The sequence below is a fragment of the Vibrio rhizosphaerae genome, from assembly GCF_024347095.1.
Lineage (GTDB): Bacteria > Pseudomonadota > Gammaproteobacteria > Enterobacterales > Vibrionaceae > Vibrio > Vibrio rhizosphaerae.
On the sequence record NZ_AP024903.1, the window covers coordinates 1,594,398 to 1,607,484 of the forward strand.

The following is a 13,087-nucleotide window of genomic DNA, read 5'->3' on the forward strand; positions in this document are numbered from 1 at the left end:
TTATCGGTAAAACGTGGGGCATATTCTACACTATATAAGGATGTCTGATATCAGCATGTCTGGAGGATCGTATGATCACTATACACCGAGATTACTTATTAGTTCATCGCGGCAACAGAGATCACGCTCATGTGAAGGTCAATCCTGTTGGTCATATCGACATTGAGTTAAACTCATGTCAAGCGTGTTATCATTCCGCATTTGACGATGTCCATTTTGAGAAAAAGGGTCAAAAAACAAAACTGACTGGGAATCATCATTCATCTTCACCTTGGCAGGTGATGTTGTCTGATAGCGATGCCAAAGAGTTAAATCATTTGATTGAAGAAGCAAATGAAGTCTATGAAGCATTGATGAGAGATTTGTAGTCAGGTTCTATTGATTGAATAAAGTTATATTCCCTGAAAATTTGTAAATTGGATTGATGCGCCAGGAAGGGGAGCTGATAAAGTGACCTATTCAAGGCGTTTTTTTTGAATGCTCACTCAGATCGGTGATTCATTCAGCCGATGTGTTGCGGTGTAAGCTACTTATTATAAAGTAGTTTGTGTCTTTTTTTTGAGACACAAAGCGCGGCGCAGAAACGAGATTTTGAGCTTGCTTAGATTAACGCACCGAGAGGCAAAGAAGTGCTTGCCAAAGCGATTGTTTGGGCTCATAGTCGGGGGATAGTGAAGGTTTTGGGTGAGGCACAATGATGTCTGCCCGATGATGTTGAACCAATTGGGTGTTGAGCCAATTGATTGTGGAGATGCAGGTTTGATTAGCGTATTCCTTGTAGATGATCATGAGCTGGTTCGCACAGGGATTCGACGTATTATTGAAGACGTCCGTGGCATGAGTGTAGCAGGGGAAGCTGATAGCGGTGAACAAGCGGTAAAATGGTGCCGTAATAATCATGTTGATGTTGTTTTAATGGATATGAATATGCCGGGGATCGGCGGCCTTGAAGCAACGAAAAAAATCCTACGTTACAATCCGGATATTCGAATTATTGTCCTGACTGTACATACCGAAAATCCATTTCCGACCAAAGTGATGCAGGCTGGTGCCGCTGGTTATTTGTCTAAAGGTGCCGGGCCGGATGAAATGGTGAATGCGATTCGGGTTGTCCATAGCGGGCAGCGTTATATTTCCCCCGAAATTGCCCAGCAAATGGCACTGAGTCAGTTTTCACCGGCGTCTGAAAATCCGTTTGCCGATTTATCGGAACGCGAATTACAGATCATGATGATGATCACCAAAGGGCAAAAAGTGACTGACATTTCAGAGCAGCTGAATTTGAGCCCGAAAACCGTTAATAGTTATCGCTATCGCCTGTTTGCTAAGCTGGATATCAGCGGTGATGTCGAGTTGACCCATTTAGCGATACGACACGGAATGCTGGATACTGAGACGTTGTAGTGACTCAAGTCTTTGACCCTTCTTCTTTTTTAGCAACCGTTACTAATCAGCCCGGCGTTTATCGAATGTATAATGCTGAGGCTGAGGTAATTTATGTTGGTAAAGCAAAAGACCTCAAAAAACGGTTATCCAGTTACTTTCGTAAGACACTGGATAACGAAAAAACCAAAGCATTAGTCAGCCATATCGCCAGAATTGATGTAACGGTGACGCATACTGAAACCGAAGCATTGATTCTGGAACACAATTACATCAAGCAATACATGCCTAAATATAATGTGCTATTGCGTGATGATAAATCTTATCCCTATATTTTTGTCAGTGCTCATCGGCATCCGAGAGTATCGGTATATCGTGGTGCAAAAAAGAAAAAGGGTGAGTACTTCGGCCCATATCCTGATGCGGGTGCCGTTCGGGAAACCCTACATTTAATTCAGAAAATATTTCCGGTCCGGCAATGTGAAGACTCTGTCTATAGTCATCGGACCCGTCCTTGCCTGATGTATCAGATTGGTCGGTGTGCCGGTCCGTGTGTATCGGCTTTGATTTCGGAAGAAGCATATCAGGAACTGGTCGACGATCTGCGGCTATTTCTACGTGGTAAAGATCAACAAGTTGTCTCAATGCTGGTGGAAAGGATGACATCCGCCAGTGAGGCATTACGGTTTGAGGACGCCGCGAAATACCGTGATCAGATTCAGGCGATTCGTCGTATTCAGGAACAGCAGTTTGTCTCAGCCGATAGTCTGGATGATATTGATGTGCTGGGATTTGCACAAGAAAATGGCTTAGCCTGTATCCATGTGCTGATGATTCGGCAGGGGAAAATTCTCGGCAGTCGAAGCTTTTTCCCGAAAATTCCCGGTAATACCACGCACGAGGAGGTGTTTGAAAGCTTCCTCAAACAGTATTATCTCTCTCATAATGAATCACGGACATTGCCGACCAAAGTGATTGTCAACCGAGGGTTGCTGGACGATGTCCCGGTTTTCCAAGCGTTGTTGACTGAGATGGCCGGGCGAAAAGTGCAGTTCTTTACTGAGCCGTCGGGGGTTCGCGGACGATACCTGAAGCTGGCGAATACCAATGCTCAGACCGCAATCACCACCCGTCAGAATCATCGTATGACCATTTTACAACGAGTCAAAGCGCTTCAGGATGAATTAGAGATCGAGCAGATTCAGCGGATGGAGTGTTTTGATATCTCTCATACGATGGGGGAAAGTACCATCGCATCCTGTGTCGTCTTTAATCAGGAAGGTCCGGTTAAGCAGGAATATCGTCGCTATAATATTACCGGCATTACGGGCGGCGATGATTATGCGGCAATGGGGCAGGTGCTCGAACGACGGTATTCCAAGCAGATCGATGTTGATAAAATTCCGGATATCATTTTCATTGACGGGGGAAAAGGCCAGCTTTCCCGTGCGCATCAGATTATTTCCCGTTACTGGGACGATTGGCCCAAGCGGCCTTTATTGATGGGGATTGCTAAAGGGGTGACCCGTAAACCGGGCTTGGAAACCTTGCTGACTGTCGAAGGCGATGAATTTCATCTGGCAAGTGATGCCCCCGCATTACATTTAATTCAACATATCCGTGATGAAAGTCATAACCATGCCATTAGTGGTCATCGCAACAAACGCGGAAAAACCCGGCGAACAAGTGCATTGGAAGGGATTGAAGGCGTCGGGCCGAAACGGCGTCAGGCGTTGTTGCAATTTATGGGCGGACTTCAGGAATTGAAGCGTGCCAGTGTCGAAGAAATCGCCAAAGTTCCGGGGATCAGTCGGTCTTTAGCAGAAAATATCCATCAAGCATTGAAACAGTAGCGAAAATACAGCAACATAACAGCGCAAACAATAAGAGCGAAGCATATGCGTTTAAATATCCCCAATATATTATCCCTGATTCGGCTTTTCCTCATTCCGGTGTTCGTGATCGCTTTTTATTTACCTTATAGCTGGTCTTCTTTTGCGGCGGCTGTGGTGTTCTGGATTGCGGGGCTTACCGACTGGTTGGATGGGATGCTCGCGAGAAAATTACAACAAACCTCTCGTTTCGGTGCTTTTATCGACCCAGTGGCCGATAAAGTATTGGTTGCGACAGCATTGATTTTGATTACAGAATACTTTCATAGCATTTGGATTACCATTCCTGCGGTGACCATGATTGCCCGAGAAATCATTATTTCAGCACTGCGGGAGTGGATGGCAGAAATCGGCAAGCGGGCAAGTGTTGCGGTGTCCTGGATTGGTAAAGTGAAAACAATGACTCAGATGTTTGCGTTGCTCGCGTTAATCTGGCGCTATGATGACTGGATGATTTGGCTGGGATATATCTCCATTTATGTCGCAACAATTCTGACCTACTGGTCGATGTGGCAATATTTACTTGCTGCAAAAGATGACCTGTTGAGTGAAGAAAATCATTAATAGCACGCTATTTCCCATAATGAACCCTGATATGGCGACTTCCATCTCAGGGTTTTTTAATGTCATATTATAAGCCGTTGAATTTTATCACTTCATTGCATCATGAGTGACATTGATTTAATCATGCACATTGAATCAAATGATACTTTTCTACCATCTTGGCCGGACAAATGTCGATGACTCTATTAGTTATCCACAAAATCTGTGGATAAGATGTTTTAAAGGCAGTGAGTAAGAATAACTTCCTGATTTAAAAAATGAACGTGCACAAAAAAAGAACATTTTGTGCACGGATTTGGCGCGTCAGAATTGGGTGCTTTTTTTGAATTGAACCAAGACTTTACCTTCTTTGCTCAGTACCGCTTTCAACATATATTCTATCGATAGTGCAAGTGAAACATTCAGCACGACAAAAATCGCAATCATAATCATGAACTGGTATTTGGCGGCAATAAATGGCGATGCGCCACCTAAAATTTGTCCCGTCATCATCCCTGGTAATGTCACCAATCCAATACTCGCCATTGATGCTAAGATCGGTGCGTTGGCTTTTTGGATTGCATTCTGAATAAACGGCCGTGAAGCATAGCGGGGAGAGGCTCCTAAAGAGAGTGCCGCTTCGTATTCACTGCGGCGTTCCTGATAGGCGGTAAAAAGATTTTGCAGGGCGACAATATTGCCGCTCAGTGTATTCCCCATCAACATGCCGGCCAAAGGGATCATGTACTGGGTGTTATAAAACGGAACCGGTTGAACCATCAACAGACACAGCACGGCTAACATAGGTAATAAGCCGATCATCATCCCCGTCATCAGCGGAATGATTAACCGCTGTTTAGGCAGATGGGCTTTTGACAGAATCGCGCTGGCACCAACGCCGAGAATGACGAATAACCAACAGACATTGACAACAAGACTGTTGAGTGCGAATAGATACTCGAGATAAATTCCGACCAGACCCAGTTGTAGCGCCATCCGGCACACCGAGATCACAATATCTTTGTTGATCATCAATCGGTAGTGGAAACTCATCGTGATCGGAATCAGCAGTGTCAGGCTAAATATTGCCAACTGCCACCAAGAAATATCAATGACACTATTCATGTTAAGCGGTTAAATTGAACAACGGAATGGTTACTCTATCTGAATTCAGGGGATCACCACAACTGGTTATTTTTACGGAGCAAACTGTTCGATGAGCGGGGCATGTTTGGATTGATATAAAGCCTGTTTGAGTTTCCCTTGCTGCTGATAGCGCAATAACAATTGTTTGAGAGGATGTTGCAGCGCCGCGGCGCTCATTCCGGGGCGCAGCGTCGGCTCATAGAGGAGTTGCAGTAAGACGATATCCAAAGGCGAGAGAAAATCATCAGGGGTTTTATCGTTGAATATTGAAGGGTAAACCTGTTCCGAATCATTGAAGAGTCCGAGTGCCTGAGTCGATTCTTCGATAATACATCCGAGTAATTTGCCGTGAGCGCGCGCTTGATCGACGGGAATAATGACTGTTGCGTGACGGATTTCATGACTGTCGGGATCGACCTTTACGCCAAACATACAGACGGAACCATAGGTATTTTTTAATGCTTGTTCCCCAAGCTCAGTACGAATAATGCTTTGCCATTGAGACTGGCGCGTAAAATACCAAATAAAGTTGGCATCGGCTCGTTGTGTAACAATCGAGATCGGCAGATGTGTCAGTTGTTCGAGATGAGTCAAATGGAGACGTGCCATTTTCTCATGTAATGCCTGATCACCGACATCATGCTGGAACCACACCCGAATAGGGTGAGTCCATTTAGCGAGACGCGGTGTTTTTACCGAGGTAAATTCGTATTCGAGTGCGACATGGTTGAAAGCATTCTGAATGAATGTCGGGCGTTCCCATGTCGGTTGCTCAGCGAGCACCGTATGGCTGAAGCTTATGGTGATCAGCAGCCGGCACAATGATCGCCATCGCATATTAATCTTCCGTTCCGAACTCTGGGATTCTGCTGAAGTGACTTTCGATCATGCGTTGTGTGACGATGTGTTGTGGATTGGACAGCACATCTTCGGTATAACCGGATTCGACCACTTTACCTTCGTGCATGACGATAACCTTATCGGTAATATGTTTAATCACCCCAAGATGCTGAGACACATAGACGAAGGACACCCCCATTTCATCCTGTAATTCCATCAACAGATTGATAATCTGCGACCGCATTGCCATATCCAGACCATTCAATGCTTCATCGGCAACAATGATGGAGGGCTGCAAAATCAGGGCTCTGGCGAGACATACCCGCTGTTTTTGACCGGTTGCCAGCATCTGAGGATAAAAGTAAGCATGCTCGGGCAGCAGACCGACTCGCAATAAAGTATCTTTTACCCGCTTCTGGCGTGCCTCGGGCAACATTTCTGTATTCCGTTTCAGCGGCCCTTCCAAAATACGTCCAATCTGAATTTTTGGATTCAGCGATGTATTCGGATCCTGAAAAATCATGCGGATGAGCTTACATCGGGTGGCATAATCTTTATGCTCCAGACGCTCGCCATTGACCCGAATTTCTCCTGTTGTCGGTTCGACCATACCGGATAACATCCGCGCAAGGGTAGACTTGCCCGAACCGTTTTGTCCGATGAATCCAATTGTTTGCCCGACTTCCAGCGTAAAATTGACCGACTCGACAGCATGATGCACTTTCTTCTTAAATAGGCTGGGACGAGTAATAAAAGTCTTCGATAAATCAGAAACTTCTAACAGCGGAATCGTCATTGTGTCTCTTCCATATTCAGCGGGTAGTGGCAGGAGTATTTGTGATTCTTAATCCAGCGGCTTTTCGGCATTTCAACACACTGACGTTGCGCGTAAGGGCATCTTGGACCGAGGCGACAGCCAATCGGCAAATGTTGCAGCGGTGGAATGGAACCCGGCAATGAGTTTAATTTCTGCTTATGTGGGATTGATGCACTGAAATCCGGCATCGCCGTCAGCAGGGCGACCGTATAGGGGTGTTTGGGGGTGGCCAGAATATTATGAGTCATTGCGGACTCGATTGACTGACCACAGTACATAACCGTGATACGGTGTGCCCACTGAGTGATCGTGGTCAGGTCGTGCCCGATCAGTAGAATCGTCGTGTTATTGACCTGATTCATTCGGCTTAACAGGCGCAGTATTTGTGACTGTGTAATAGGATCGAGGTCATTGGTCGGCTCATCTGCAATCAATAATTTGGGTTGGGTGGCAATCGCCATGGCGATCATCACTTTCTGGCATTCACCATCAGTAATTTCATAGGGATAACTTTTTAAAATACGGTGGTGATCTTTAATCCCGACTTTATGCAGTAAAGCAATGGCCTGCTTTTTACGCCATGAAAAGCGTTGCCACCATGGCCCTTTATATGTGTGAGAAGGAATGGCTTCAATTAACTGCTTGCCCACCTCATCTGAGGGGTCAAGACAAGTGGAGGGCTCCTGAAAGATCATCGCAATATCCCGGGCGATGACCCGTCGCCGCTCTCGCGGCGTGAGTTGCAGCAGATCGATATTACCCAACCTCATCCGATCGGCTGTAATACGCCAATTCTCTTTACACACCCCCACAATGGCTTTGGCGACCAGACTTTTACCTGAACCTGACTCACCCACCAAACCACGAATTTCACCTTCACTCATGGTTAGGCTGATACGATCAACTGCTTTGACGAGCCCTTGTGGTGTATCGATTTCAATCGTCAGATGACGAATATCCAGCATTGGCATTATTCGACCCCCTCGTTGAGTGATTGGCGAGCCCCTTCACCGACAAGATTGACAGTAATAACCGTAAACATGATTGTCAATCCGGGGAGGACGACGGTCCAGGGGGCCAGATATAGCAGCTCTACGGAGTCTCCCAGAATCGCGCCCCACTCAGAAGTGGATGACTGAGCACCTAATCCGAGAAAACCAAGTGAGGTAATATCCAGAATAGCAACCGTCATTGCAAAGTTAATCTCTAATACAATGGTCGATAAAATATTGGGCAAAATAGAGTACCACAGCAGATAGATATCTTTTGCGCCGTCTAGTCTGGCGGCCATAATGTAATCTTTTCCGACTTCATTGTGGACTGCGGTATAGGCTGAGCGAATAAAGCGGGGAATCAAAGCCAGTCCGATTGCCAGCAGAATATTGGACTCACCGACGCCAAGAATGGCAACAAAAATAATCGCGAGCAGGAGCGACGGAATCGACATGACGGTATCCATCAAGTGATTCAGAATACTGGAAATCAATCCCGAGGTCATGCCTGCGGCGATACCAATGATAGAACCGACACATGTCGCAAATATGGTCAGAAGTACGGCATTGCCAAACGAGTGCCGGGCCCCTTCAATTAAGCGAGAGAGAATATCCCGGCCGAGATCATCGGTACCGAAAAAATACTCGACCGAACCTGCCGGATCCCAGGAAGGCGGAATCAGCAAATGACTGGTGTGTGCCTGAGCATCATGTGGGGAAATCCAAGGTGCAAATACCGTGATGATAATCAGAGCAAGCAGACACCAGAGTCCGAACATCGCCAGATTGTTCTGGCGAAAACTCCGCCAAAACCGTTCGAACTGAGTCGGGATATGCTCTTCCTGATAGATATTATTTGTTAGCATACCAAGCTTTCCTTACGAACGGATTGATCAGAGCGCCGAGCAAGTCAGATAAAATATTGGCGGTGAGAACCAAGGTGGAGACTGAAATCACCCCGGCTTGAATCGAGACTAAGTCCTCGTTTGCTAACGCATCCAGTAGCCATCTGCCGATCCCAGGCCAGTTAAAGATGGATTCGGTGATAATCGCGAATGTCAGCATGGTTGAGAGTTGGACGCCAAACTTAGGGATAATCGGCGGAATCGCATTGCGCAGCACATGTTCTCTGATGATTTGATATTGCGAAAGACCGCGGATCCGTGCCACTCGGATGTAATTCTGGTTCATCACATCGGCTACCGAGGTCCGCATTAAGCGAATGACCTGTGTGGTCGGAGCCAGAGCCAGTACGGTACATGGGAGGATCAGATGAGAAATCACACTTTGGAGGATCTGAGGACGATAGACGCTTTTTGACAGAAAAGCATCAATCAGGGTAAAACCTGTGACGTGCTGAATGTTATACAGCAAGTCATAACGGCCAGAGACCGGGAAAATTTCATAATTCAGTGAAAATACCAGCAGCAGCATCAGTGCGATCCAGTAAATCGGTGCAGAGTAGCCACACATTGACACAAAAGAAATCACGGTATCGATCCACTTTCCTTGCTTCATACCAGCCAAGGTCCCGATCGGGATACCGATCATTAATGAAATCAGAAAGGCAAACAGACAGAGTTCCAGTGTGGCAGGAAAGACGATGGCTAATTCATCGATGACCGGCGTTCCCGAATGGTTGATACCAAAATTGAGCTGGCTGATTTCCGATACATAAGTCAGCCAGCCTTGCCAGAAATTCTCCAGTGCCCAGTGTGAGTAGGGATCGAATCTGAGAATGCTGTATCCGACTAACGTCAAAATCAACAATGTGATAATAAAAAGATTAAATTTACGGATTGCATAGAGCAGCATTATTTGATCCTCTCAACCAGATTAAAAGGCTGCACATTGAATGGACTCAGCTGAAAACCGGTCAATGAATCATTATATGCCTTAAATTGCATTCCGTGAGCGATAGGGATCACCGGGAACTCTTGGTTGATGATATTTTGCGCCTGCTTGTAAAGGTTAAGGCGATAACGATGACGATCCACTTCTAATGCGAGATTGAGCAGGAAATCAAAATCTTCATTACACCATTGAGAGAGATTGATACCTTCTTCTCGCGCATCACAAGAGAGAATCGGGCGCAGAAAACTATCCGGATCGCCTGTTCGTCCTGACCAGCCGGTCAGATATAAGTCAACATCGGTATAATCAGAGCGATTTTGTCGGTCAATCCGTTCTTCAGGGATGAGGTGTAATGTAATACCGATATCTTTCAGATTCGCCTGAATGAGCTCGGCGGTTTTTCGCGGACTTGGATTATAGGCTGTGGGTTCAAGCGGAACCAACATGGAAAGTTCTAATCCGTTGCTGAAGCCGGCATCCCGTAACAGACCGAGTGAATAACTGCGATCATAACGCACCTGCACCGCATCTTTCTGATAGGCCCAGGAGGTCGGAGGCAGAATATTATAGGCAATCCTGCCGGTGCCGTAATAAACGGAATCTAAGATATTTTGCCGGTTAATGGCGAAACTCAGTGCTTTACGCACCCGGGGATCACTGATGGCCGGGTGAGTCGTATTGACGGCGATGAAAGAGACATTCATGGCTGGTGTCGAGCTCAGCGAAATATGTTTTTGCTGTTCAATAATCGGAATTTGGCTCGAAATCGGAGTGCTGAGTACGTCGCACTCGTTACGCAGCAGTTTTGCCAGCGTACCGGTACCACGCTGTGCAATATCAAAAACGACCTGTTGCATTTTGGGCAGGCCTTTCCAGTAAAGCGGATGCCTTTTGAGCCGGATAAAGTCGCTCACTTGCATTTCATCCAGATAGAAAGGCCCCGTACCGACCGGATGCGTGTCAATCATTGCTTTTTCATCAGCATAAATCAGTTGATCGGCATACTCTTTAGAGAGAATCACGGCATGGGTCGTCGAGATATTGGCCAGAAAACTATTGTCGGGACGTTGTAACGTGAATTGAACCGTATAGGGATCAATGGCATCAACACTTTTGACCAGATGTTTAAAATTAATGCCGGCAAACCACGGATAGCTACTGTTTCCGACATTATGAAATGGGTTATATGAGCTCAGGATACGATCAAAGCTAAATACGACATCTTCAGCATTGAGATTCCGTGATGGACTGAACCATTTCGTCTGTTGAAAAGGAACATGTTTACGGAGATAGAAGGTGTACACTGTGCCTTGTTCATTCACCGTCCAACGTTCAGCCAGATTCGGTGAAGGGCGCTGTGTTTTCGGATCCAGCACCAGCAGCGTGTCATAAATTTGCGGACCGAGGGCTTCTGCGGTAATACCACTATCTACTAATTGCGGGTTCAGGGTATCCGGCGTTCCCTGCCCACAGTAGACGAAGCCTGTCTGTCTGATTTCGCTATGATCGGTATTCTGGTCGTTGCAGCCTGCTAAGAGTCCCAGACCACAGAAACTCAGGGTGAGTTTTATCAGTATTTTCATTTTAAAAGCGAATATATGAAACGAGGCCCTTTAAGCCACAGAAATCTGCCTCAAACAAGCGGCTAATTTACCACTTTTGTATGAGTGAACCAATGAAAAACACATTGAAATTGATTCATAACTTACTCATTTTTAGTTGTGAGCTGATATTTTCGGATAAGACCTCTCAGTTGATGATAGCTTAATCCGAGTAACCGGGCGGCATTTTTTTGATTATATTTGGCTTGTATCAGTGCTTGCATAATCACATGGCGCTCTTGAGTGTCCACCCATGACCTGAAGTTGAGCGGAAAGGTAATATCATTTGCGTGGTGGGGCTCTTTCGTCGCGGGGATGGATTGTTCCGTATCTACATCCGTGTCATCTGGCGTACTGTTGTCACCCGCTGTTTGCTGCCATTGGCATTGAAATGGATCCAGTACGAAGTCATCAATGGGATGATCGACGGAACGATGTTGGTAGACTGCACGCTCGACCACATTTTTTAATTCGCGGATGTTTCCGGGCCAGTGATAGCTCAGTAATTTATCGCGAGCTGACGGACTGAATCCCGGAAAGTAGGGAAGTTCGATTTCGTGACACATCCGTATGGCGTAGTGTTCGGCAAGCAGTAAAATATCTTCTGTTCTTTCCCGAAGCGGCGGCAGATGAATCACATCAAAGGCTAACCGATCCAATAAATCTGCGCGGAATTCTTGACGTTCGGCCATGGAGACTAAGTCACCATTGGTCGCGCATATCAGACGGACATCTGTTTTGAGGGTTTTTGAACCGCCGACGCGTTCATATTCACCATACTCAATGACTCGTAAAAGCTTCTCTTGAACATTGAGGGGGGCCGCTGCCAGCTCGTCAAGAAACAGACTGCCATGCTCTGCCCGTTCAAAGCGGCCCTGATGACGACCTTTGGAGCCGGTAAAAGCGCCCGCTTCATGGCCAAAGAGTTCTGAGTCAATCACGCCTTCGGCAAGCGCAGCACAATTGAGAGAGATCATCGGATGTTCCCAGCGCCCGGACAAATAATGGATACGTTGCGCGATGAGTTCTTTACCGGTGCCCCGTTCTCCCAAAATGAGTACCGGTCGATTGATTTGCGCCAGATGAGATGCTTTTTCCAGTACGGCCAGAAAATAGGGGGATTCACCAATCAGATTAATTTTCATGGATTGTTCCGAATCAACAAATAATGGTCAGATTAACCAAAAAGTGGTGATAAATACAAACCTCATTGAGAGGGATGACCCGATAAAACATTAATGCTTTGATTTTTATCGTTTTTTAAATATGGCACAGGTTTTGAATACTCTTAACAGGCATATCATATCCACCGATCATATCAATGAAGAGGAACATCACATGGGCATTTTTTCCCGATTTGCAGATATTGTAAATTCTAATATCAGTGCATTACTTGATAAAGCAGAAGACCCTGAAAAAATGATTCGTCTGATTATTCAGGAGATGGAAGACACCTTGGTTGAGGTCCGTAGCCATTCAGCCAAAGTGCTGGCAGATAAAAAAGAGTTGTTGAGAAAAATCGAATCACTTGAGAGTCAGATTGAAGAATGGACACAAAAAGCGTCTCTGGCACTGACGAAAGAGCGAGAAGATCTGGCACGAGCTGCACTGATTGAAAAACAAAAATTGCAGGACATGGTGAAAGGTTTAAAAACCGAGTTCACGCTGGTTGAAGAGACCATGGATAAACTGGCCGATGAAATCACCAAGTTAGAAACTAAAATTACTGAAACCAGAGCCAAGCAGAAAGCAATGATGATTCGGGCTCAGACGGCAGGTAAGCGTCGCGATGTTCAAAAGCATTTACACCACAACCGCACTGAAGAAACGATGGCAAAGTTTGATCAGTTTTCAAGACGTGTTGATGAGCTTGAAGCTGAAGCGGATATTTACGATCAAACCGGCAATGGCAAAACGTTGGAACAAGAGTTTGCCGATCTTCAGGCACAGGATGAAATTGACAGTGAGCTGGCGAAGTTAAAACAGGCACTGAAAAAAAATCAGTCAGAATAAGGAATA

General features: G+C 46.0%; 13 protein-coding genes. 5 read left to right on the forward strand and 8 right to left on the reverse strand.

Going from position 1 to position 13,087, the window contains the following annotated elements:
* Nucleotides 1-71: 71 nt before the first annotated feature.
* From OCV37_RS06820 to pgsA, 4 genes are all read left to right on the forward strand, one after another.
* Complete coding sequence (locus tag OCV37_RS06820; protein ID WP_038178366.1) at nt 72-368, forward strand: hypothetical protein; 297 nt, start codon at nt 72-74, stop codon at nt 366-368.
* Nucleotides 369-759: 391 nt separating this feature from the next.
* Nucleotides 760-1,404 carry a UvrY/SirA/GacA family response regulator transcription factor gene (gene uvrY, locus OCV37_RS06825; protein ID WP_038178448.1) on the forward strand — a complete coding sequence of 215 codons (645 nt, stop codon included), beginning with the start codon at nt 760-762 and terminating at the stop codon, nt 1,402-1,404.
* Nucleotides 1,404-3,236: an excinuclease ABC subunit UvrC gene (gene uvrC / locus OCV37_RS06830; protein ID WP_038178367.1), complete on the forward strand. Its 1,833-nt coding sequence runs from the start codon at nt 1,404-1,406 to the stop codon at nt 3,234-3,236. The genes uvrY and uvrC overlap by 1 nt, the downstream gene beginning before the upstream one ends.
* A 45-nt stretch (nt 3,237-3,281) precedes the next feature.
* Nucleotides 3,282-3,839, forward strand: a complete 558-nt coding sequence (gene pgsA / locus OCV37_RS06835) for a CDP-diacylglycerol--glycerol-3-phosphate 3-phosphatidyltransferase (RefSeq protein WP_038178368.1) — start codon at nt 3,282-3,284, stop codon at nt 3,837-3,839.
* A gap of 303 nt (nt 3,840-4,142) precedes the next feature.
* Here pgsA and OCV37_RS06840 read toward each other — a convergent pair whose 3' ends face one another.
* The 8 genes from OCV37_RS06840 to pspF all read right to left on the reverse strand — a co-directional run bounded on the left by OCV37_RS06840 (nt 4,143) and on the right by pspF (nt 12,213).
* Nucleotides 4,143-4,943, reverse strand: coding sequence for an ABC transporter permease (locus tag OCV37_RS06840; RefSeq protein WP_038178369.1), 801 nt, complete (start codon nt 4,941-4,943; stop codon nt 4,143-4,145).
* Nucleotides 4,944-5,015: 72 nt separating this feature from the next.
* Nucleotides 5,016-5,801 (reverse strand): DUF2927 domain-containing protein, encoded by a 786-nt coding sequence (locus OCV37_RS06845; protein WP_038178370.1) that lies wholly within the window; start codon nt 5,799-5,801, stop codon nt 5,016-5,018.
* Nucleotide 5,802: 1 nt separating this feature from the next.
* Entirely contained in the window at nt 5,803-6,600 is a 798-nt protein-coding gene (locus tag OCV37_RS06850; protein WP_038178371.1) for a peptide ABC transporter ATP-binding protein, read from the reverse strand.
* Complete coding sequence (locus OCV37_RS06855) at nt 6,597-7,592, reverse strand: peptide ABC transporter ATP-binding protein (protein ID WP_038178372.1); 996 nt, start codon at nt 7,590-7,592, stop codon at nt 6,597-6,599. Before OCV37_RS06855 ends, OCV37_RS06850 begins: the two co-directional genes overlap by 4 nt.
* Nucleotides 7,592-8,479, reverse strand: coding sequence for an ABC transporter permease subunit (locus OCV37_RS06860; protein WP_038178373.1), 888 nt, complete (start codon nt 8,477-8,479; stop codon nt 7,592-7,594). The genes OCV37_RS06855 and OCV37_RS06860 overlap by 1 nt, the downstream gene beginning before the upstream one ends.
* The gene (locus OCV37_RS06865; protein WP_038178374.1) at nt 8,466-9,428 is read right to left on the reverse strand and encodes an ABC transporter permease; all 963 of its coding nucleotides are present in this window, start codon (nt 9,426-9,428) and stop codon (nt 8,466-8,468) included. Before OCV37_RS06865 ends, OCV37_RS06860 begins: the two co-directional genes overlap by 14 nt.
* Nucleotides 9,428-11,050, reverse strand: a complete 1,623-nt coding sequence (sapA, locus tag OCV37_RS06870) for an ABC transporter substrate-binding protein SapA (RefSeq protein ID WP_038178375.1) — start codon at nt 11,048-11,050, stop codon at nt 9,428-9,430. Before sapA ends, OCV37_RS06865 begins: the two co-directional genes overlap by 1 nt.
* A gap of 122 nt (nt 11,051-11,172) precedes the next feature.
* Nucleotides 11,173-12,213 (reverse strand): phage shock protein operon transcriptional activator, encoded by a 1,041-nt coding sequence (gene pspF, locus OCV37_RS06875; protein ID WP_038178376.1) that lies wholly within the window; start codon nt 12,211-12,213, stop codon nt 11,173-11,175.
* Nucleotides 12,214-12,406: 193 nt separating this feature from the next.
* Here pspF and pspA point away from each other — a divergent pair, with 193 nt between their 5' ends.
* Nucleotides 12,407-13,081, forward strand: a complete 675-nt coding sequence (pspA, locus tag OCV37_RS06880) for a phage shock protein PspA (RefSeq protein WP_038178377.1) — start codon at nt 12,407-12,409, stop codon at nt 13,079-13,081.
* Nucleotides 13,082-13,087: the final 6 nt, after the last annotated feature.